The following is a 22,791-nucleotide window of genomic DNA, read 5'->3' on the forward strand; positions in this document are numbered from 1 at the left end:
GTTCCAGCAATGAGCAGGAGCTTGCGCACAAATGCGACCAGGGCGGCAATCCTTGCTGCCGGACTTTTCGTCACGACCCCTTTGCTTGCAGGAGATCGTCAATCGGGTGACCGTCAATATGGTCAAGGCGCGAGTAACACCGAAATCAAGATCGGCCAGACGATGCCCTATAGCGGTCCGCTCTCGGCATCCTCAGTGATCGGCAAGGTGCAGGCAGCCTATTTCCGCATGATCAATGATCATGGCGGCGTCAATGGACGCAAGATCACGCTGATTTCCTATGACGATGCGGCGGCGCCGTCCAAGACCGTCGAGCAGGTCCGCAAACTCATCGAGAGCGACGAGGTGTTGTTCACATTCCAGACGCTCGGCAATGCCTCGAACATCGCGGTTCAGAAATATCTCAATGACCGCAAGATTCCTCAGCTGTTCGTGGCCGGGCGGGCGACGCGTTTCGAGGATCCGATCAACTTTCCCTGGACGATGGGATTTGCGCCCAATCTGCGCACGGAGATTCGCGTCTACGCGCGCTTCATCCTGGACAACTATCCGAATGCCAGGATCGGCCTGCTCTATCAAAACGATGAGAGCGGCAAGGATTATCTGACAGGGTTAAAGGAAGCGCTCGGCGCAAGGGCGGGCGACCTCATCGTCAGTGACGTTTCATACGATGTGTCGGACCCGACCGTCGACTCGCAGGTCGTGCGCCTCAAGGCGGCCGGCGTCGACGTCCTCGTCAACATGGCGGCCTCGAAATTCGCCGCCCAGGTCATCCGAAAGATGGCGGAGCTTGACTGGAAGCCCGTTCACCTTCTTGGCGTCGGCTCGTCCTCGATCGACGCGGTCCTGAGCCCTGCCGGCATCGAGAACGCAAAGGGCATCATCTCGGCGAGTTCGTTGAAGGAGGCTGACGACCCCACCTGGCGTGATGACGAAGGCGTGAAGCGATGGAGCGCCTTCATGGACGGCTATTATCCGGGAGGCGACCGGAAAAGCATCTTCACGGTCTATGGCTATAGCGCAGCCGAGCTGTTGGTGCAGGTCTTGAAGCGATGCGGCGACAATCTCTCGCGCGAGAATGTCATGGCGCAAGCGACGGGCCTGAAAAACGTGAAGCTTGATCTGCTGCTCCCGGGGCTCTCCGTCAACACCGGCCCGACCGACTATCGTGTCGTCAAGGAGTTCCGAATGATGCGCTTCACGGGCGATCGATGGGGGCCATTCGGGCCGATTGTCGCCGACTGATCTCGGTGTCAGCGGCCGGAAATTCGGTGACGACGCATCGATTGAAGGGCGGATCATGCTTTGCTGATCCGCTCCTGCAATCGCGCTATTGAAAGCGTGGCGCGAGCCGTTGCACGTGACGTGTCAGACTTTGGCCAGCTCGTCGAGCTTGGCCCGAAGATTGTCGATCGCGGGCTTTGCGACCGCGCCGGCCGGCGTCGCCAACACCTTGTCGCACATCTGATTGATTGCCGGCGTCGCCGCGATGATCTGCTTGGCAAGCGCGCTTCGCGCGTCCGGCGAAAGCTTGGCCGCCCGCGCCGTGATGCCGTCCAGCTGTGAAATGGCATCGTTGACCTTCGGCAGGGCCGCCTGCGCGCTGGCGTCATCGGTGATGGTTGGCAGTGCAGCCTTCAGTGTACCCAGGGACGAATTGACCTGGCTCGCCAGGTTCACCCCGTCAACGGTGAAATCCGGGGACGCCACGCCCACTGTTCCGGCTGACGGCCGCGTGACAGCCGCACTCTCAGTGCCCCTCTGCTCGGTCGGACCCTGAAGCGCATACAAGGCAATTCCGCCAAGGATGACCGCCGCGGCGAGTATATAAGGCCATTGCGTCCGGCTGGCGGCAAAGGCGGCCCGGCTCGCGCCAGTGCTTGCCCGTTCGGAGACGCCGGCAATCCGGCTCCCTGCGGCGGCAGCCGTGGCCATTCCACCGCGCGCTCCGGCTTCCGCCTTGTCGATCAGGCCCGAGGCGCTGAGTTGATCGCTGAGTCCCGACGGGATCGCCGCCATGATCTGATCCTTCTGCGAGCGCAGAAGCGATGCCAATCCGGTTGCATCGAGCCCCGCGTTGCGCTGCTGCTGACCGAGCGCACCCAGGACCAGCGGGCCGATGAAGGCGAGTAACGACTTGCCGCCGCCTTCGCCCGTTCCCGCGAATTTGCCAATCGCCTGGGCCATGGTGTCCACCGTTCGGCCTCCGAGCAGTCCGGACAACATGCTCGAGCCCATTTGCGCCAGGCCCTGAGCACCGGAGGTGCGCAGCAGGTCCATGGGATTGGTGCCTTGCTGTTCTGACAGCAGTTTTGATAGTTGGTTGGCGCCAGCCGAGGTTCCAACCAGATCGGATAGGCCGGCCAGTATTGTCGGGATCGTCGCTGTCGCGACCTTCTGCGCTGTGTTCCGGTCAATGCCAACAAAGGATGCAATTTGCGCAATAACGTCAGGGGTCAAAAGCTGCTGTGCAACTGAACTGAGATTGACGGCCATGGCGGTCTCTCCACTACGTTGCTGGTTGTTGGTTCGCCCCCACTCCGCTAGTTTGACAAGACGGACGTCATGATTCAAAACGTCAGCCTATTGCCTGAACTGAAGTTCATAGACCGTTCGACGGGCTTGATCCAGATCAAAGCGCTCCGGTGCGGAACATTTGCGTCGATGTGACCATGGGTCCGCCATTGCGGTCCGATCCGCGATGGCCGACGTGGTTCTGTGTTTCAAAGCTTCAGGCCCGTAGGGCGGATGAGCGTCAGCGTAATCCGCCATTTTCAAGTTCGACGCCGGTAGATCCGCTCGTACGAGCATTTTGAACGAATCTACCTGCGAGCGTTTGAAGCGTCGTACGACCCATTCGTTCCACCAATAAGCTTGGCACAATTGAAGCAGCGGATCACGCTGCGCCGATCCGCCCTACACGCTGCCGTTCCGGTCGGCAGAGTTGGAAGCGCAGACCCGCGCAAGGGTGCGTTGCCGGCGCTCCCGCCTCAACTCAGCCGTAGGCTCAGGCCCTGCCAAGCACGCCTGCAGGCAGTGAGGGCGTTACCGAGAATTGCGCTTACGGCGGCGCTCATGATCACGATGACAAGGTAGGCTGCAGAGCAGAAGATGGTCAGCATTAGCGCGTCGTCGATTAAGGAACCCACGAAACAGCTCCGTGTTTTGAGTGCTCCCCCCGGCCGACTTAGAGCGCGGCAGGCGCGGCCAATCAATCCGTATTAGACCCTGGTTCCCACCTATAAACACCTTCAAGGGCCGAGCGCTTTCGACGCCCGATCGGGGGAACTTCTATCACCCGCATCGCCAGCCCACCATTACCAAGCCAAGGGCTGACCCCACGGAGAAGACGCCGGCTTGCCGCGAATGCACAATTGAGATTGCTGTGGATCATGAATCTCGATAGCACACAGCGTTATGCGTCCCTTTGAAGTAGGTCGCGTGCCAGCCATCTCTGATGGCGTGCATTCGTTCATCCAAGTGCCAGCCCGGTCTCAAGGCGTTTCGGCCTCGCATAACGCCATGATTGCATGAGCAGCCCACCCCGACGGCCATGTACTGCGTGCAAGGCCCATTGATCCCTGGGCCAGATTGGACCTGAGTGATAGCAGCATTGCCGCCTTCTTCGATAGAGCGATCGGAGTCGACGTAGGCGAGATCTACACGAACATTATCAGCCACCGCTGACCAACTGACAAACAAGAACGCCAAGGCAATATTCATTATCATATACCTTCATTTCATCAAAATTCTTTACCGCAATCGTAAGATACAAGCATCTCCGCAAGCCTTTGTGAACTACCTGTGGAACGTGCCTTGGCTCGCCAATGCTGGATCGGATGGGCAAACGCCTGTCGCGCGGCGAAGTTGATGAAGATTCTGATTTTCAGGGCCGTAGGGCGGACTCGCGGCGGCGTAATCCGCCATTCAAGATAGACGACGGCGGCCGGCGCCTCACGAGCATGATTTGTCTGAAACGAGGCGCCCCCAAATGAGCACGGCACAATTGAAGTGGCGGATCACGCTTCGCTGATCCGCTCTTACGCGCTCTTCACAGGTGCCTTTGGCGAGCTTCGGAATCCCAGGCTCACAGTGATCCCATGATCACCGATCTATGGTGGCGGCGGAAGAGACAATGGTCGCCAGCACGCTCCGCATTGTTGACGACGCAAAGACTGTCATCTGTCGGCTATCTCGGTTGCTTCTGAACCCAACGCCAGCGCTTATAGGCGATTTCCATCGCTCGGCCGTAGGCCGCATTGCTTCGCATGAAACCAAAATTTCCTTCGGCAGCTTTTCCTGCGTACGCCTTGTCAGCCACCAGATCGGCGAGGATAAAACGGCAGCGCGTTGTAGCAAGCGTCGAGAGCCAGTCTGTATACTGCGCTTCAAGACTAAGTCCCTTGCCAAATTTCTCAGCGCGATCCTCCAGTTTCTGATCATTGAGAATCGCCTGGCACAGGAGTGCCCAAAGCAGATTGCGAGAGCGAAGAACGTAGGCATACTTGTTGGCGCCCTTGTCGACAATAGCGTCGCTGAGACGCCCCAGCCGAAACTGGACCTTGTAGCAGAGCATGACCTTTCGTAGGTCGGCCTTAAGACGGCTTTCGCTGAACACCTGATTGTAGATGCGGTCGTCCTCGAATACCTCTCTGAACCGAGTCAGCTTATCGATGTCCCCGTCTACGGTGAGGAAGGTGCGCGCAAGCTTCGTCAGTTCGATCGCCCTGTGCTCCGTAATTCCTTGTTCTTCAAGCTGTTCGTCGCTTAGGTTTGTGAATGCTTTTTCTTGTCGCTCATAGTAAATGCCCAACTCATCGCGGAACCGATCCTGCAACTCCAGCTGGATGAAATCATTTGCATGAAGATTCCACGGATCCACCGGATTTTGTCGATTGTTATTGATTGTAACCTTGGTGACGAAATCAGGAGTCGCGTTGGTGATGATGCGACACATGACGCGTAAATCGTCCGTTGCGCCTTCCGCCAAATTCTTATTGCCTTCATTTGCCTTTATGAAGCGTCCAAATGTTGTAACGGTTTGTGCTCCATTTAGTAGCCGAGGCTCCGTGACTTTGAATCCTCCGTTCTGAATATCGAGGTGCTCGGCAAAGAGCGTAACTCCGTTGTGATTGAAGGCGAAAACGCGCGCGCTTTCCTTGCCGTCTATTACAATCCTTTTTATCGACTGTTGTATCGAGCGATTTACGGCCTCATCTTCCGGCAGAGCGGCGCGAATATTCCGCTCGAAAAAGCGCTCACCCATCTCTCTGTACATCGCGTGCAAGTCGGCGAGCCGTATAAAACCAACTGTCATGGTTTCACCGGCCGGCCCTTCACGGGATATAGTTTCCTCTAACTCGATCGGGTAGCTATGTGTTTTTCGTAAGTGGGCGGCTGAACCGACCTTGCGCGTCCGCGCTGAGCGAAACTCGATCACCAGAGTGACTGCTCGTCCGAACCTCTGGTCGATGAGGTACTTCTTGTTTTCCAGATCCTCGCGCAGCTTGTCTAGAACTTGACTACGTTCAGCGTCAGCCGGATCACCAGTAAACACGAAGTGAATGTAGACACGATCGATAATTGCTTCGTTTTCGAGGATGCAGCTTTTCATCTGTAGCAGTAACTGATTTTGATGCTGATCCTGAGTGTGGGCGCCGAAAATTCTTTCCATCCCGAAATCGGTCAACCGCTTAAACGACGGTTTGAATTGTTCGTAGGAAGACGACCACTTGAACTGAAAAAGGTAGAAATTCCGCTTCGCGGGATCGAAGTGGAAGCTGTCTACCCCGTAGTCATTGCCTCCAAACGCTACCTGCTCAAGCGCGACGTCCCGCTCGACCCCAAATTCTTGCATCAAGTACAAAAGACCAAAATAATCGTTCCGTTGACCGCCGCAGGTTCGCCTCAGGTCAGAATACGCTTGATCAATGGATTGCTCGGTTATAGGCATTAGAAGTTCTCCCAGTTTGAAATATTATCGGCGTTCAGCATACAATTGCAACTTCCGGCAGTGGTCGGATTCTGATCGGCGCCGAGAGCCTGGGCTAAGTGCGGGCTGTCCAGCGGGCGAGGATGCGTGAGTCTGCTGGTTCGTGGGGATGATGACGTTGTCATTTTCAGCGACAAACACATCAAATACCAGGAAGACAAGCACGTCCAAATTGCGTGGCCGCGTTTCTTTAGCAAGCCTATTGAGGCAACCGTTACGCAAAGCAACGGCGCGCGAACAGCTGGACTATGCGCTATGGCAAAGACATTAGCTTCTCCGTCACACGGAGTTACGGGGTGCTGACCAAAGCCCAGCAATAATTCGGAATAACAGAAATTACCTTGACTTCATCCCCAAATCAGTGGTTTCATCCATGCCATCCCGCCTCGATGCGAAGGGGCGTACGCGCGATCGTCACGATACGTGGGGCGGGGATGCGGTGGCCGCGGCTTGTCAGGCGCTTTTGCGCGACGACTGATGAGTTGCGGACGGTGAAGTCGTGTGGTCCTGGCGCCCCGGTGCTGGCGCTAAGCTCGGAGATGTTGACGCATCTCGCGACCGACGGGGGCAATCAAGCCGGTCCCCGGGGAGATCACGTATAAGCCGTAAGCCCATCGCGCAGGGAATGCCGGATGTTCGGCTGATCCTGTGGTGACTGCCGCCTGCTTTTTTGTTGCAGGCGGGCCATGGGTGAGGCCTTCACCCGGCATTCCCTGCGCCCTCGCTCATCTGATGAGGGCACGTTGCAGCCAAACTCGGGCGTCGGATGCCGCGAGACCGCGGGCGCGCGCCTGTGTCATCCGGGCAGAGTGGCGATGAACAGATCTCACCTCAGGCGCTATAAAATTTCAGGATTTGTAACACGCAGGGCGTTGGGCTGGCATGGCCCGGGAGAGCATGGACCCGCGTCTTTTCGCCTCTCAACGTCGTCAGCGTTGCAATGCTGGACGATGAACCGGTCGGCCGGCAGAGCGACCAATCAATGGTCCGCCCTGCCGGAGCTATCGCTGGCTCCGAACCCGGCGGCCGATGGTCGCACTCTCCATGTGCCTGAACATGCGTCGCATTTGGTTCCGGTCCCGCCGTCATCGAACCATTGAAATGCGCCTCTATGCTCACCATCCCTTTCGTCGGGTCGCTGTGACCCCGTTCCCGAGGTGCTCATGTCCGAGACCGTCAACCTGCCGACGGTTCAAGCCGACCAGTCCGTGGTCGCCCGCATCCGTTCCGAGATCGATATTTCCGACCGCTCCCGCATCGTCACCTTCGGCGATCGCGCCCAGCGCTCGGTGGTCGAGTTCGCCGACCGCATCCTGGCGCAGACCCAGAACCGCGAGCTCGGCAACACCGGCAAGCTGTTGTCCGACATCCTGGCCAAGGCGCGCGGGCTCGACCCCGCCGCGCTGAAGGATGCCGGGTTTCTCACCCGCCTGTTCTCGTCGGCGGAGGCGCGCCTGCGCCGCTTCGCTGAAGCCTTCGACGATGTTGCCTCGCAGATCGACCGCATCTGCGTCGACCTCGACCGCAACAAGGAGACGCTCCGGCGCGACATCGCTCTGCTCGACGATCTGCATGAGCAGACCAAATCGGCGCTCACCCAGCTCGACGCGCACATCGCCGCCGGCAAGGACTTCGTCAACGGCTACCGGCGCGGGCCGCTGGCCGAGCTGGAACGCGCGGCGAAGGCGCCGGCCGAGGGTAGCGACGCGCTGATGGCGGCGCAGACCTATCAGGACGCGGTGCAGGCGCTCGACCGGCTCGAAAAGCGCGTCTTTTATCTGCAGCAGGCGCGGCAGGTCGGCATCCAGCAATTGCCGCAGATCCGCATCGTGCAGTCGGGCGACGAGACCCTGATCGAAAACCTGCAGGCGACGACCGAGCTGACGATTCCGGTCTGGAAGCAGAAGATGATCCTGCTGCTCGGCCTGCAGCGGCAGAAGTCGGCGCTCGAATTGCAGAAGACGGTGACGGATGCCACCAATCAGATGATGCGCCAGGCCTCCGAGATGATGAAGACGCAGGCGATCCAGATCGAGCAGCAGTCGCAGCGCGGCATCGTCGATATCGAGACGCTGGAAAAGACCAATCGCGACCTGATCGACACCATCGCCGGCGTGCTGACCACGCAGCAGCAAGGCCGCAAGAAGCGCGAGGATATCGAGCAGCGGATGTCGCAGCAGACCGCCGAGCTGAGGGCGGCCTTGTCGAAGGCCCCGGTATGAGAGTTGCGGCCATGTGGCGCGCGCTGAGTGGGCTATCGCTTCGTCTGACTCACCTCGCTCTGAACGGGGCAATGGGTCGTCGTCTCCTGAAGAAAGCGCGTCATAAACGGTGTCGTCCCGGCGAACGCCGGGACCCATACCGCGTGATGCCAGGGAATGGGCACACGGCCGATACCGCGCACAATAACCAAGGCCTGTGGTTATGGGTCCCCGCTTTCGCGGGGACGACAGCGGAGCTAGTCCTGCGGGCGCAGGGTAGGTTATCGCTTGGTTTGTCTCGCGCTCTGTCAGCGGGCGTGGGTCATCATCTCCGGACCTCAGTGGGTCATGGTCTCCCAACGAAAGTGCGTCACACGCAGTGTCGTCCCGGCGAACGCCGGGACCCATACCGCGTGATGCCTGGGAATGAGCACGCGGCTGCTACCGCGCACAATAACCAAGGCCTGTGGTTATGGGTCCCCGCTTTCGCGGGGACGACAGCGGAGCTAGTCCTGCGGGCGCTGAGCGAGTTATCGCTTGGTTTGTCTCGCGCTCTGCCAGCGGGCGTGGGTCATCATCTCCGGACCTCAGTGGGTCATGGTCTCCCAACGAAAGCGCGTCACACGCGGTGTCGTCCCGGCGAACGCCGGGACCCATACCGCGTGATGCCAGGGAATGGGCACGCGGCCGATCCCGCGCACGACAACCAAGGCCGGTGGTTATGGGTCCCGGCGTTCGCCGGGACGACGGCGGAGCTAGCCGCGCGTCCGCTGGCAATCTTGTCCCTCACGCTCTGGCTCGCCGCCTGCGGGCAGTCCGGGCCGCAATTCACCATTCTCTCCGGCTCCGAGAACGACGTGCTGGAGCCGTCAGTGCAGGAGTTTTGCCATTCGCGCGGGGCAACCTGCGACATGCATTATCAAGGCTCGCTCGATATCGCGCTGTCGCTCAAGCCGGGCAGCGATCCGAAGGCCGATGCGGTCTGGCCGGCGGCCTCGATCTGGATCGACATGTTCGACACCGGCCGCCGGGTGAAGTCGATCAAGTCGATCACCCAGATGCCTGTCATCCTCGGTGTGCGCCGGTCGAAAGCGGAAGAGCTCGGCTGGATCGGCGCCAAGGTCACGACCAGGGATATCCTGGCAGCGGTCGAGGCCGGCCGGCTGAAATTCCTGATGACCTCGGCGACGCAGTCCAATTCCGGCGCGTCGGCTTATCTTGCCATGCTGGCCTCGGCGATCGGCAAGCCCGATCTGATCGAGGCCGGCGATCTCGAACGCGAAGGCGTCGTCTCCACGGTGCGGGCGTTGTTGCGCGGGGTCGAGCGTTCGGCCGGTTCCAGCGGCTGGCTTGCCGATCTCTATCGCGAAGGCGAGCGCAACGGCGCGCACTATCAGGCGATGTGGAACTACGAGGCCGTCATCAAGGAGACCAACGACAAGCTCAAGGCCGACGGCTTCGAGCAGCTCTATGCGATCTATCCGCAGGACGGCGTCTCGGTCGCCGATTCGCCGCTCGGCTTCGTCGACCGCGGCCGCGGCAAGGAGGTCGAGGCGTTCTTCAGCGAGCTCCAGGAGTTCCTGCTCAAGCCGGAGACCCAGGCGCGCATCGCCAAGACCGGCCGCCGCGTCGAGCTCGGACGCGCCGCGCTGCTTCAGGGCGATCCCGCGACCAATCTCGATCCGTCGCGACCGGTGACGGTGGTGCGCCCGCCCGAGCCCAAGGTGATCCAGGTCGCGCTCAATACTTATCAGGAGGCGCTGCGGCGGCCGTCCTTGACCGCGCTCTGTCTCGATCTCTCCGGCAGCATGCAGGGCCATGGCGAGACCCAGCTTCTGGACGCCATGCGCTTCCTGCTGACGCCGGCGCGCACCAGGGAAATGCTGGTGCAATGGTCGAAGCAGGACGAGATCATCGTGCTGCCGTTCAGCGACCACGTGCAATGGGTGACGAGCGCGAGCGGCAACGATCAGGAGCAGGCGGCGCTGCTCAAGGAGACCCTGACGCTGCATGCCGGCGGCGGCACTGATTTCTACACCTGCGGCGCGCGGGCGCTGGCGGCCATGAAGCCGACGCTGGATGCCGGCTCGCATCTGGCGGCGATCGTGATCATGACCGACGGCAAGAGCCAGGGCTCGCGCTCCACCTTCGAGCAGCCCTGGCGGGCGGATGGCGGCCGGGTGCCGGTGTTCGGCGTGACCTTCGGCGACGAGGCCGATCGCACTCAGCTCGATGCACTGGCCAAGCTGACCGGCGGCAGGGTATTCGATGGCACCAAGAATCTCACCGACGCCTTCCGCGCGGTGCGTGGATATAATTAGATGCCTGGGTTGAGCTCTTGCCATCTCCACCGCTGTCATGCTCCGCGCAGGCGGAGCATCCAGTACTCCGCGGCAGAAGAGATCGAGCCGAAACGTCACGGCGTACTGGATCGTCCGCTTTCGCGGACGATGACAGCGGGGGGAGGCCACCATTTTCCGCATCAATAGGACCGATACGTTGGAAACGGTGTTCTAGATGCCCGCGGCAAGCTCTGAAACCGGCTGGATCGTAGGCGGGGTGGTTGCGGCGGTGGTCGTTCCGGCGCTCGCGATCGGCCTGAGCATGCCGTTCTGGCTCGCCTGCATCATCGGCGTGGCGGCCGGGGGTGGGGCCGTTGCCGCGCTTGCGCCGCGCGAAGCCTTTCCGCTGCTCGATGCCAGCGGTGTGGCGCGCGGCAAGGTGACGTTCGCCCGCGAGCTCCTGACCGAGGCCGCGCCGCAAGCCGCGCGGCTGGACCAGGCGGCAGCGCAGATTCGCGACCGCAAGGTGGTCGAATGCGTGCGGCACATGGCGGTCATTGCCAGGCGCATCTTTGCGGCGATTGAGAAGGACCCGCTCCGGCTCGATCGCGTCCGCCGATTTCTCACTTATTATCTGCCGCGCGCGGCCGAGATCGCGCAGGCCTATGGCGAGCTGGAACGGACCACCGTGCCGGATCTGCAGCGGCTGACCGCCACGCGCGAGCTGATCGAGCGGCTCGATAGCGCCTTCACGCGCTATGCCACCAATCTCGAGGATGCCGATCTCGACAAGCTCGACATCGAGATGAAGCTCTTGAAGAGCTCGCTCGACGAGGATCTTGGGCCGGCGGCATCGCGCCCGCCCGCGCTCGATTCGGCGCACGGGACCAATCAGGACAAGAGTGAGGGGAGGGGCTGATGGCCATATCGCGCCGAGCTCTCGGGATCGGCCTGCTCGCGACCAGCGCCGCGGCCACCGGCGGCTACGTCTATCTCAACCAGCATCCGGAGATCGCAGGCCCGCTCGGCAAGGCGAAGCAGCTGTTCGGCTTTGCCGGCGGCGAGAAGGAAGGCTTCATCAACAACAGCCGCGTGCGCGGCCTCCTGGAACGGCGCTTCGGGCTCGTGCTCGATGCGCGCCGCGCCGGCTCGGTCGAGATGGTGCGCGAGCGCGCGCTGTTGGATCAGAAGCCGCAATTCCTGTGGCCGTCCTCCTCCGTCCTGGTCGAGGTGGCGCGCCAATCGGGGGTGAAGATCTCACGCGACCAGGTGATCTTCAATTCGCCGATCGTGCTGTATTCCTGGGATCGCATTGCCGACGGCTTGGTGAAGGCGGGGTTTGCCGAGCCCGCCGGCGGCCCGCGCTATACGGTCGATCTGTTGAAGCTGTTGAAGGCGATCATCGCCGGCGACGGCTGGGCCCAGATCGGCGTGGCCGATCTGTTCGGCCGCGCCCGCATCGTGTCCACCGATCCCAACCGCTCCAATTCCGGATTCATGTTCGCTGGCCTTGCCGCGAGCCTGTTGAGCGGCGACGTGATCGGGCTCGATACGCTTCCCCGTATCGACGGCGATGTCGGCACCGTATTTAAACGGATGGGTTTCAAGCCGCCGTCATCGGGCAAGCTGTTCGACGATTACATCGCCGGTGGCGCCGGCGCTCAGCCTTTGATCGTCGGCTATGAGAACCAGCTGGTCGAATGGGTGTTGCAGGATCCGGACCGCTGGAAGCGGGTCGAGGCCAATGCGCCCGCCAAGCCCGTGATCATGTATCCGCGGCCGACGGTGTTCTCGGCGCATCCCTTGATCAGCGTCGAGCGCGGCGCCGACGAGCTGATCGATGCGCTCACCAGTGAGGCGGTGCTCGAGCTCGCCTGGGAGGATCACGGCTTCCGCGGCCCGCTCGGCACCATCGGCAAAGCGAAGAACCCGCTGCTGGAGGCGCGGCTGATCGATCGGATCGACGCGGTGCTGCCGATGCCGGATGCGCCGGTCATGATGGCGCTCTTGGATCATCTCGCGGCATGAATGGCAGCGCGCTCACAGTCGCGTGTTCAATCCCTAATCAGCGATTGACGCTCATCGAAATTCGCACGCTCAACGATAAGATTCGCCTCGGGTGTGACTCAAAAACCAATGCGAATCAGCAATCAGGAGTTACGCCACATCAAACACTAAATTTATCTTCCGCGAATCAGCTCAGTGATCCATTTTTGGCCGGGGTCAATCTGGAGGCCAAAGTATGAACGTTATTGTTTTCGCATCGCGTAAAGGGGGGTCGGGCAAAAGCACGCTTGCCGCTCACCTCGCTGCGCAGATCAAGGCGAGCAAGTCTTGTTTGCTCATCGATGCCGATCCGCAGGGGTCGCTGACGCTCTGGCACAAATTGCGCGGCACCAACGAGCCGCCGATCAAGACCGCCGTGAACTCGGTGAGCGGGATCGTCGCCGCCGCCCGGCGCGAGGGCGTCGAGTGGGTGCTGATCGATACGCCGCCGACCGTCTCGGCCGTCGTCGAAGACGCGATCAAGAATGCCACCATGGTCATCATTCCCGCGCGCCCGGGTGTGTTCGACGTCAACGCGGTGCAGGAGACGATCCAGACCTGCCGCGCCGCCCGCAAGCCTTATGCCGTGGTGCTGAACGGCGCGCCGGCCCGTCGCGACGAGGCTGAAAGCCCGATCGTCACCATCGCCCGCGAAGCGCTGGCCAAGTTCAAGGCGCCGGTCTGGGGTGGCCAGATCACCAACCGCGCCGATCTTCTGATGGCGCTGGGACAGGGCGAGGGCGTGCGCGAATATTATGCCGAGGGCCGTGCCGCGGCCGAGATCGCCAGGCTCTGGGCCGCGATCGAGCGTTCGGTGAAGGCGATCCGAGGCACCGTGTCGTCAAACGGCACGATGCACAAGCAGGCGGCTTGATCTCGCGCGAAAGCCAGGCCTCCAGCGCGCGGCCTGTCGCCTGTTGTGTTGTTGGATGGTGCAGACCTCGATGCCGCGCGGCGGCGCGGCTGAGGGCTATGCGACCATCAACAGGTAAAACGCGATCGCCGGCGTCAGGGTCAGAATCACCGACCAGATGCCGATACCCCAAAGGATGTCTTCCCGCGTAAAACCCTGCTGGCCAGGGTATGCATGATCTTGCAAAGCCACGACGCCCCCGCGTTCTGCTCTTTGCAAGTTTGATATTGGAATAGTTTTAAAAATCCGGTTGCGCCGTCCTTCAAATCTTTTCGTCCCTGCTACCTCGGATTAACCAGCAGCACCCGGCGAGATCTCGCCGGCCGGCCGCGCCGGGCAGAGCCGGCGCGGCGGCATTGGTCACGCCACCCGCGCCGGGGCCGTCGTGCGCGCCGCCATCTCCTGATCGAGGCGGGCGGCAAGCTCGGCCCCCACCTCCACCATCGGCAGGCGCAGCTCAGGACTTGCGATGAGCCCGGTGCGCGCCAGCCAGTACTTGGCCGGCGCCGGGCTTGGTTCGGCAAACAAAAGCCGCGTCAGGTTCTCGACCGCCTGCCAGCACGCTGCGGCGGCATCGCGATCACCGGCCTTGAGGTGGGTCTGGACGCTCGCAAACGTTTCGGTCTCGACATGCGCCGAGAGCAGGATCGCGCCATCGGCGCCGGCGTCAAGCGCATCGAAGCTCTGGGCATCCTCGCCCGTCATCGCGCGAAAGCCATCCGGCCTCCTCGCCAGCAGCTCGCGGGTCTGGGCGCGATTGGCGCAGCAATCCTTCAGCCCGACAATGTTGGGATGCTGGGCGAGCCGCAGCAGGGTTTCGTTCTCGATCGCAACCGCGGACCGGTAGGGGATGTTGTAGAGGACGATCGGATGCGCGGCGTGCTCCGCCAGCGCGGTGAAATGCCGGATCAGTCCGCGCTGGGACGGCCTGAGATAATAAGGGCTGGAGACCAGATAGCCGTCAACCGGCCAGGCCGCTGTCCGGTCCAGGGCATCGAGCAATTCGGATGTCGCCGCGCCGGCGAGTCCGAAACAGATCGGCAAGGATCGGCCGATCGTAGCCAGCTCAGCGTGCACAACTGCGACGAGGCGCTCGCGTTCCGGCCATGACAGCAACAGGCCTTCGCCGGAGCTTGCGGCCAGGATCAGCCCGTCGATCGGCTTGTCCGCATAGTGGCGGACAAGATTGCGCAGCGACGATTCGTCGAGTGCGCCATCGCGGAATGGGGTGACGAGCGGCAGCCAGAGGCCGTGCAGCAAGTTTCGAAGGTCGGTCATGGTCCATCTCCTTGTGGTTGAGTGCCGGGGAGACGGAGCCAATAAAAAACCCCGTCCTTGCGGCGGGGCTTTGCGAAGCGGCGGCGAAGATCTAGCGCGCGCGTCCACACCTCCCCGAATGGGGAGCTTTTTTCGACGAGAGCTTGGCAGGCGACGATGTGGACATGGCACCTACATGCGTTGGAAAAGGCCGCGCTGTCAACGATGCGGCTGGTTGCGCGCAAAAAAACGCCGGACCAAAAAAATAGCCGGGCCCAATGAGCCCGGCTGTGGAGGTTTGGCCTATGAAGGCCGACACAATCACCTTCCAAGAGGGATGCCTGAGCGCCCGCGCCACTGGAGGAGGGGGACAAATGCGCAACGCGAGCGCTCAGCACACAGATATTATGGTGCCCGTTACCGCTGCCCAGCAACCCATGCGAGCCGCATGTCAGACATGCGCAAAATCAGGACGGCCAGCGCTGCGCTTTGCTCACGACAAAGTCACGGAACACCTGCACGCGCGCGACCGTCTTCAACTCCTCGGGATAGACAAAATAGGTGTCGAGCTGGATCGAATCCGACTCGCCGAAAAGCTGAACGAGGCGGCTGTTTTCCTCGACCAGGTAGTCCGGCAGCGCGGCGATGCCGAGGCCCTGCTGACAGGCGCGCACCAATCCCAAGATGTTGTTGACCTTGAAATAGGCCTCGCGTGGACCCGAGCCGTTGCGGCCAGCCTCGACCAGCCAGTTGCGGTTCTGCAGATGCGGCGCGACCTGGCCGTCGGCCAGGGTGATGATGCGGTGATTGTCGAGTTCGTCGAGGGTCCGCGGCGTGCCGAAGCGCTTCACATATTCCGGCGAGCAATAGGCGTGGAAGCCCATCGCGAACAGCTTGCGCTGGATCAGGTCGGGCTGCGTCGGCTTGCGGGTGCGGATCGCAACGTCGGCCTCGCGCATCGACAGATCGAGCTCTTCGTCGGTGACGATCAGCGAGATCCGGATCTCCGGATACAGCGCGGTGAACTCGCCGAGCCGCGGGATCAGCCAGTTGATGCCGACGCCCGGCGTGGTCGTGATCTTGAGGTCGCCGCTCGGCCGTTCGCGGCTGTCGGTCAGCTTGGCGCGTGCCGCCTGCAGCTGCATGAACACGTCATGCGCCGTGCGGAATAGGAGGTCGCCCTGCTCGGTCAGGATCAGTCCGCGCGCATGGCGGTGGAACAACGAGACCGCCAGTTCCTGTTCGAGAGCGCTGACCTGGCGCGACACCGCCGATTGGGACAGGCCAAGCTGCTCCCCGGCATGCGTGAAGCTGCCAGCTTCCGCCGCTGCGTGAAACACCTTCAGCTTGTCCCAATCCATGTCTGTAAATCCGTCGCGAGTTCGTGCCATCGTGAATTCATTCCGCTGCTGCGCGTTCGCCCGCGGCATGCGCGAGGAAGCGTTCCGCCTCGAGCGCGGCCATGCAGCCCATGCCGGCCGCGGTGACCGCCTGGCGGTACGTCTCGTCGGCCACGTCGCCTGCTGCGAACAGGCCGGGCACCGAGGTCGCCGTCGAATTCGGGGCGACCTCGACATAGCCGGATGGTCTTAGCTTGACCTGGCCCGCGACGAGGTCGGTCGCAGGCGCATGTCCGATCGCGATGAAGACGCCGTCGGCCTTGATCTCGGTTACCGCGCCGGTCTTGATGTCTTTCAGCCGGACATGGGTGACCTTGGCGGGCTCGCTGGCGCCGCAGACTTCGTCGAGCACGCTGTCCCACACCACCTTGATCTTGGGATGCTTGAACAGCCGCTCCTGCAGGATGCGCTCGGCGCGGAAATGGTCGCGTCGATGCACGACCGTGACCGATGCCGCGAAATTGGTCAGGAACAGCGCCTCCTCGACTGCGGTGTTGCCCCCGCCGACCACGATCACGTCCTTGCCGCGATAGAAGAAGCCGTCACAGGTCGCGCAGGCGGAGACGCCGAAACCCTTGAACTTGTCCTCGGAGGGAATGTTGAGCCAGCGCGCCTGGGCGCCGGTCGCGAGGACCACGGTTTCCGCGAGATAGGTGTCGCCGGAATCACAGGTCAACCGGAACGGGCGTCGCGACAGGTCCAGCTTGGTGACGTAGTCGGTCTTGATCTGGGCGCCGACATGCGCCGCCTGCTTCTCCATCTGCTCCATCAGCCAGGGACCCTGGATCACGTCTGCGAAACCAGGATAGTTCTCGACGTCCGTGGTGATCGTAAGCTGGCCGCCCGGCTGGATGCCCTGAATCAGGATTGGCTCCAGCATGGCTCGGGCTGCGTAGATCGCGGCCGTGTAGCCGGCCGGGCCGGAACCAATGATGACGACCTTGGCGTGGATCGGAGCTTGCATGGGGTGGATTTCTCGCTGGGCGGGGGCATTTTGGCGAGGTGGCGACCGGAATGTGTCGACACACGTCCCCGCGGCCCCCATCGAAAGTGTCAAATCCAAGTCTAAGGCATCTGGCTAGCCATGCAAGAATTGCAACGCATCTCAGCGAATTTTCCCTTCACGACCCGGTCATCTCGGGAAAACTGCGCAATAAAATTGCTCAAACCAGCCGACCTGGGCTAAGACAGTTCCGCCGCTCCGATGACCCGGCGGTCATCCGCTGAAGCTCCCGCCAGGACCCCATATCCCCGTGTCGAAGAATCTTGACGAGATTGATCTCAAAATCCTGAGCGAGATCCAGGCTGACGGCCGGATCACCAATGTCGAGCTCGCCAAGCGGGTCGGGATCTCGCCACCGCCCTGCCTGCGGCGGGTGCGGACCCTGGAAGAGGAGGGCTACATCACCGGTTACCGGGGCCTGCTGGATCCGCGCAAGCTCGGCTTTGACGTGACGGTGTTTGCGGCCGTCCATCTCTCCAGCCAGGCCGACGCCGACCTGAAGGCCTTTGAGGAGTTCGTGCGCGCCGAGCCGCTGGTACGCGAATGCTGGATGCTGTCGGGCGAGGTCGACTTCATCCTGAAATGCGTGGCGCCCGACATGGCGACGTTCCAGGAATTCGTCACCCATCTGACTGCGGCACCTCACGTCCGCAATGTCAGGACGTCGTTGGTGCTGCACAATTCGAAATACGAGGCCGCGGTTCCGCTCGGGGTCAAAGGGCCGAGATAACCCTGACTGTCGTTCCGGGGCAGCCCCGCAGGGGCTGAACCCGGAATCTCGAGATCGTCAGCAAGCTCGGGATTGCCCCATGCGCAAACGCGCATCTGAGGTTCGATGCTGGCGCATCGCCCCGGAATCACGTTGGATCAAATCACCTCAGCCCTTCTTCCGCAGCATGGCATCCAGGCTGATCGGGCCGCCGCCCGCAGTCGCGAGATACAGGCAGGCGAAGCAGAGCGCGATGGCGAGCGAGCCATTGTTGACCACCGGGAAAAAGCTCCGCGGGGCGTGGCTGATGAAATAGGCGAACGCCATCTCGCCGGAGAGGATGAACGCGACCGGCTGCGTGAACAGGCCGAGTATCAACAATCCGCCGAGGGTCAGCTCGATCATGCCGGCAGCGCCGTATAGCGACATCAGTTCGACCTTGGCGAACGGCGATTCCGCCGGGATCTTCAGAATTTTTGCGACGCCAAACTGGAACAACATCAGTCCCGTGATGAAGCGAAACAGGCTGAGCGCCACTGGCTGATATTTGGAAAAGATCTGCTCCATATTTGTCATCCCCCGATTGAAGCGAACCGGTTTCATTACTACCGCAACAGCCGGATTTCGTCACCCGCTGGGATTCCCACCGCTCGCCCGCCGAGGCTCAGACGCATCACACCGGGCGACCCCACACACACCTTGCAGCGTGGCAAAAAGGCCGCGCAGGACGCGCGGCCTTTTTGACTTCAAGACATCCGAGAAAAGCTAGCGCCACTCCACCTTGGCGATCTCGTAGGACTTGGCGCCGCCTGGGGCCATCACCTCGACCGAGGCGCCCTTCTTCTTGCCGATCAAGGCGCGGCCCAGCGGCGAGGTGATGGAGATCTTGCCCTTCTTGGCGTCGGCCTCGACCTCACCGACGATCTGCCACACCGTCTTCTTCTCGGTATCCTCGTCGATCAGGGTGACGGTGGCGCCGAACTTGATGGTGTCGCCCGAGAGCTTGGTGACGTCGATCACATCGGCGCGCGCAAGCTTGTCTTCAATCTCGGCGATGCGGCCCTCGTTGTGCGACTGCTCTTCCTTCGCAGCGTGATACTCGGCGTTCTCCGAGAGGTCGCCATGCGAACGCGCCTCGGCGATGTGTTCGATGATACGTGGACGGTCCACCTGCTGACGGCGCTTCAGTTCGTCTTCGAGCGCGGCATAGCCGCCCGAGGTCATAGGAACCTTTTCCATCGTCTCTTCTCGTCCTTCGATCGCGCGGGCGGGAGGCGTGAGCCCGCACGAGTAGTCGTTTCAGATTAAGCTTTTGCGGCCCGAATCAAAGCCCGAAAGCCCGGCATATTCGGCCCTTCAAGGGCCGAGACAACAGTCCAATAAGGCAGCGGGTTCCTGCGGGGAGCTTTATTGCCGATAATTGCCAATCGTTTAGCGGGCGTTCGCGCGCCGGCGGCGATCAGGTTTCGGAAAAGTAGCTCTGCAGGGTGCGGACCTCAAGGTCCCCGCCGAGATAGGCGTGGATGCCCTGTGCTGCCGCCACGGCACCGGAAAGAGTGGTGTAATATGGCACTTTATGCAAGAGGGCAGCACGCCGCAACGAACGGCTGTCGGCCAGCGCCTGCGGGCCTTCGGTGGTGTTGAAGACGAGCTGGATGTCGCCGTTGGTGATGGCGTCGACGATGTGCGGGCGCCCCTCCAGGACCTTGTTGATCTTCTCGGCCGGCACGCCGCGATCGCTGAGGAAGCGCTGCGTGCCCGAGGTCGCCAGCACCTTGAAGCCGAGCGAATGCAGCATCGCGACCACATCCGTGATCCGCTGCTTGTCGCTCTCGCGCACCGAGACGAACACCGTGCCCCGGCGCGGCACGCGGGTGCCGCCGCCCAGCTGGCTCTTGGCGAAGGCGACCGCAAAGGAACGATCGATGCCCATCACTTCGCCGGTCGATCGCATCTCCGGACCCAGCACCGTGTCGACACCGGGGAAGCGCGCGAAGGGGAAGACCGATTCCTTCACGCCAACGTGTTTGAGCTCGCGCTTCGTCAGGCCGAAATCGGCCAGCTTTTCCCCTGCCATGATGCGCGCGGCGATCTTGGCGACCGGCGTACCGACCACCTTGGCGACAAAGGGTACCGTGCGCGAGGCGCGGGGGTTGACCTCGAGCACGTAGATCTCGCCGTCCTTGATCGCATATTGGACGTTCATGAGGCCGACCACGTTGAGCCCGAGCGCAAGCTCGCGCGTCTGCCGCTCCAGCTCGGCGATCGTGGCCGCGTCCAGCGAGTAGGGCGGCAGCGAGCAGGCCGAATCGCCGGAGTGAATGCCGGCCTCCTCGATATGCTCCATGATGCCGACCACGAAGGTATCCTTGCCGTCGCAGAGGCAGTCCACGTCGATCTCGGTCGCATCGGACAGATAGCGGTCGAACAGCAGCGGGTTCTTGCCGAGCACCGTGTTGATCTGGCCGGTCTTGTCGTTTGGATAGCGCGCCTTGACGTCGCCCGGCACCAGCTCGGGCAGCGTGCCGAGCAGGTAGTCGCTGAGCTGATTATCCTCGCGGATGATCTGCATGGCGCGGCCGCCGAGCACATAGGATGGACGCACCACCAGCGGCAGGCCGAGATCGGCGGCAACCAGCCGTGCCTGCTCGACCGAATAGGCGATGCCGTTCTTCGGCTGCTTGAGGTGTAGCTTGTCGAGGATGCGCTTGAAGCGGTCGCGGTCCTCGGCGAGGTCGATCGCCTCCGGCGAGGTGCCGAGGATCGGCACGTCTGCGGCCTCCAGGGCATGGGCGAGCTTGAGTGGGGTCTGGCCGCCGAATTGCACGATCACGCCGTGGAGCGTGCCGTTGCTGCGCTCGGTCGCGATGATCTCCAGCACGTCCTCGGCGGTGAGCGGCTCGAAATAGAGCCGATCGGCGGTGTCATAGTCGGTCGACACCGTCTCCGGGTTGCAGTTGATCATGATGGTCTCATAGCCCACGTCGGCAAGCGCGAAGCAGGCATGACAGCAGCAATAGTCGAATTCGATGCCCTGGCCGATCCGGTTGGGGCCGCCGCCGAGGATGATCACCTTTTTCTTGTCGGACGGCGCGCTCTCATCGGCGAGCTGGCCGGCAAACAACGTCTCGTAGCTGGAATACATATAGGCCGTAGGCGAGGCGAACTCGGCGGCGCAGGTGTCGATGCGCTTATAGGCCGGGCGCACGCCGAGCGCGCGGCGCTTTGCGGCGACATCGGCCTCCGTCGTGTTGGCGAGCACGGCAAGCCGCGCGTCCGAGAAGCCCATCGCCTTCAGGCTCCGCATGGCCTTCGCATGTGGCGGCAGGCCATGCTGGCGGACCTTGTCCTCCATTTCGACGATGCCGCGCATCTGCGCCAGGAACCAGGGATCGATCTTGCAGGACTTGAAGATGTCGTCGTCAGACCAGCCGAGCCGCATCGCCTGGGCGACCTGGAGAATGCGGTTCGGCGTCGGCGTGCCGAGAGCGGCGCGGATCGCATTCTTGTCGTCGCCGCGGCCGAGCCCCTCGATCTCGATCTCGTCGAGGCCGGTCAGTCCGGTCTCGAGCCCGCGCAGCGCCTTCTGCAGGCTCTCCTGGAAGGTGCGGCCGATCGCCATCACCTCGCCGACCGACTTCATCGATGTGGTCAGCGTGGTCGAGGCGCCCGGGAATTTTTCGAAAGCAAAGCGCGGGATCTTGGTGACGACGTAATCGATCGTCGGCTCGAACGAGGCCGGCGTGGCGCCGCCGGTGATGTCATTGGCGATCTCGTCCAAGGTGTAGCCGACCGCGAGCTTGGCCGCGACCTTGGCAATCGGAAAGCCGGTAGCCTTGGATGCGAGCGCGGAGGAGCGCGACACGCGCGGGTTCATCTCGATCACGACCATACGGCCGTCGGCGGGATTGACGCCGAACTGCACGTTGGAGCCGCCGGTCTCCACCCCGATCTCGCGCAGCACTGCCAGCGAGGCGTCGCGCAGGATCTGATATTCTTTGTCGGTGAGGGTGAGCGCGGGCGCCACAGTGATGGAGTCGCCGGTGTGCACGCCCATCGGATCCAGGTTCTCGATCGAGCAGACGATGATGCAGTTGTCCTTCTTGTCGCGGACCACCTCCATCTCGTACTCCTTCCACCCGAGCACCGATTCCTCGATTAGCACTTCGTTGGTGGGGGAGGCATCCAGCCCGCGCTCGATGATGTCGAGATATTCTTCCTTGTTGTAGGCGATGCCGCCGCCGGTGCCGCCCATGGTAAAGGACGGCCGGATGATCGCCGGCAGGCCGATCTCGGATAGCGCCATCAGCGCCTCGCCGAGTGCATGCTCCTGATAGCGCTTGCGCCGCTCGTTCTCGCCGAGCGTCCATTGCCGGTCGAGCTCGTCGCGTTCGGCACCGGACAGCTTCTCGCGCTCGGCGTAATATTTGTCACGGTACTGCTTCTTCAGCGCCGAGGCATTGGCGAGCCGCGACTTCGGCGTCTGCAGCCCGATCTTTTCCATGGCGTTGCGGAACAGCTGGCGGTCTTCCGCCTTGTCGATTGCATCAGCAGTAGCGCCGATCATCTCGACGTCGAACTTCTCCAGCGTGCCCTGCCGGCGTAGCGACAGCGCGCAGTTCAGCGCGGTCTGCCCGCCCATGGTCGGCAACAGCGCAAAGCCGCCGGGAACGACATTGCGTTCCTTCTCGATGATCCTGGCGACGATCTCCGGCGTGATCGGCTCGATATAGGTCGCATCGGCCAGTTCCGGATCGGTCATGATGGTCGCCGGATTGGAATTGACGAGGACGACGCGATAGCCCTCTTCCTTCAGCGCCTTCACCGCTTGCGTTCCGGAATAGTCGAATTCGCAGGCCTGGCCGATCACGATCGGGCCGGCGCCAATGATCAGGATGGTGGAGATGTCGGTTCGTTTCGGCATTCAATCTCACGGGCAGGAATTCAGGCACAAAAAAAGGGCGCGCGAACCGCGCGTCCCCTTCGGC

15 protein-coding genes are annotated in these 22,791 nt (G+C 62.1%); 7 read left to right on the forward strand and 8 right to left on the reverse strand.

Annotation, left to right across the window (positions count from 1 at the left end; all coding sequences use genetic code 11):
- Positions 1-9: 9 nt before the first annotated feature.
- Entirely contained in the window at positions 10-1,245 is a 1,236-nt protein-coding gene (locus ACQR1W_RS08320) for an ABC transporter substrate-binding protein (protein WP_434850309.1), read from the forward strand.
- A 123-nt stretch (positions 1,246-1,368) separates the two neighbouring features.
- Here the strand turns inward: ACQR1W_RS08320 and ACQR1W_RS08325 are convergent, their stop codons facing one another.
- A complete protein-coding gene (locus tag ACQR1W_RS08325; protein WP_434850310.1) occupies positions 1,369-2,496 on the reverse strand; it encodes a DUF937 domain-containing protein in 1,128 nt (375 codons plus the stop codon).
- A 1,693-nt stretch (positions 2,497-4,189) separates the two neighbouring features.
- The gene (locus tag ACQR1W_RS08330) at positions 4,190-5,953 is read right to left on the reverse strand and encodes an AIPR family protein (RefSeq protein WP_434850311.1); all 1,764 of its coding nucleotides are present in this window, start codon (positions 5,951-5,953) and stop codon (positions 4,190-4,192) included.
- 1,202 nt (positions 5,954-7,155) lie between these two features.
- Here ACQR1W_RS08330 and ACQR1W_RS08335 point away from each other — a divergent pair.
- The 5 genes from ACQR1W_RS08335 to ACQR1W_RS08355 all read left to right on the forward strand — a co-directional run bounded on the left by ACQR1W_RS08335 (position 7,156) and on the right by ACQR1W_RS08355 (position 13,395).
- On the forward strand, positions 7,156-8,214 hold the full coding sequence (locus ACQR1W_RS08335; RefSeq protein ID WP_434850312.1) for a toxic anion resistance protein: 1,059 nt from the start codon (positions 7,156-7,158) through the stop codon (positions 8,212-8,214).
- Positions 8,215-8,858: 644 nt separating this feature from the next.
- A complete protein-coding gene (locus ACQR1W_RS08340) occupies positions 8,859-10,514 on the forward strand; it encodes a substrate-binding domain-containing protein (RefSeq protein WP_434850463.1) in 1,656 nt (551 codons plus the stop codon).
- Positions 10,515-10,710: 196 nt separating this feature from the next.
- Positions 10,711-11,394, forward strand: coding sequence for a 5-bromo-4-chloroindolyl phosphate hydrolysis family protein (locus ACQR1W_RS08345; RefSeq protein ID WP_434850313.1), 684 nt, complete (start codon positions 10,711-10,713; stop codon positions 11,392-11,394).
- Complete coding sequence (locus ACQR1W_RS08350; RefSeq protein ID WP_434850314.1) at positions 11,394-12,503, forward strand: hypothetical protein; 1,110 nt, start codon at positions 11,394-11,396, stop codon at positions 12,501-12,503. Before ACQR1W_RS08345 ends, ACQR1W_RS08350 begins: the two co-directional genes overlap by 1 nt.
- Positions 12,504-12,717: 214 nt before the next feature.
- Complete coding sequence (locus tag ACQR1W_RS08355; RefSeq protein ID WP_008971203.1) at positions 12,718-13,395, forward strand: ParA family protein; 678 nt, start codon at positions 12,718-12,720, stop codon at positions 13,393-13,395.
- 399 nt (positions 13,396-13,794) lie between these two features.
- Here the strand turns inward: ACQR1W_RS08355 and dapA are convergent, their stop codons facing one another.
- The 3 genes from dapA to trxB form a co-directional block, all read right to left on the reverse strand.
- Complete coding sequence (dapA, locus tag ACQR1W_RS08360; RefSeq protein ID WP_434850315.1) at positions 13,795-14,712, reverse strand: 4-hydroxy-tetrahydrodipicolinate synthase; 918 nt, start codon at positions 14,710-14,712, stop codon at positions 13,795-13,797.
- 446 nt (positions 14,713-15,158) lie between these two features.
- The gene (locus tag ACQR1W_RS08365) at positions 15,159-16,082 is read right to left on the reverse strand and encodes a LysR family transcriptional regulator (RefSeq protein ID WP_008971205.1); all 924 of its coding nucleotides are present in this window, start codon (positions 16,080-16,082) and stop codon (positions 15,159-15,161) included.
- 7 nt (positions 16,083-16,089) lie between these two features.
- Complete coding sequence (gene trxB / locus ACQR1W_RS08370) at positions 16,090-17,055, reverse strand: thioredoxin-disulfide reductase (RefSeq protein ID WP_434850316.1); 966 nt, start codon at positions 17,053-17,055, stop codon at positions 16,090-16,092.
- A 289-nt stretch (positions 17,056-17,344) separates the two neighbouring features.
- Between trxB and ACQR1W_RS08375 the strand changes: the two genes are divergently transcribed.
- Complete coding sequence (locus ACQR1W_RS08375) at positions 17,345-17,824, forward strand: Lrp/AsnC family transcriptional regulator (protein ID WP_008971207.1); 480 nt, start codon at positions 17,345-17,347, stop codon at positions 17,822-17,824.
- Between the two features lie 147 nt (positions 17,825-17,971).
- Here the strand turns inward: ACQR1W_RS08375 and ACQR1W_RS08380 are convergent, their stop codons facing one another.
- From ACQR1W_RS08380 to carB, 3 genes are all read right to left on the reverse strand, one after another.
- Positions 17,972-18,370 (reverse strand): DoxX family protein, encoded by a 399-nt coding sequence (locus tag ACQR1W_RS08380; protein WP_434850317.1) that lies wholly within the window; start codon positions 18,368-18,370, stop codon positions 17,972-17,974.
- A 198-nt stretch (positions 18,371-18,568) separates the two neighbouring features.
- Positions 18,569-19,042, reverse strand: coding sequence for a transcription elongation factor GreA (gene greA, locus ACQR1W_RS08385; RefSeq protein ID WP_008971209.1), 474 nt, complete (start codon positions 19,040-19,042; stop codon positions 18,569-18,571).
- Between the two features lie 220 nt (positions 19,043-19,262).
- Positions 19,263-22,727, reverse strand: a complete 3,465-nt coding sequence (gene carB / locus ACQR1W_RS08390; RefSeq protein ID WP_434850318.1) for a carbamoyl-phosphate synthase large subunit — start codon at positions 22,725-22,727, stop codon at positions 19,263-19,265.
- Between the last annotated feature and the right edge of the window lie 64 nt (positions 22,728-22,791).

It is taken from the genome of Bradyrhizobium sp. HKCCYLS1011, from assembly GCF_051167795.1.
Taxonomy (GTDB): domain Bacteria; phylum Pseudomonadota; class Alphaproteobacteria; order Rhizobiales; family Xanthobacteraceae; genus Bradyrhizobium.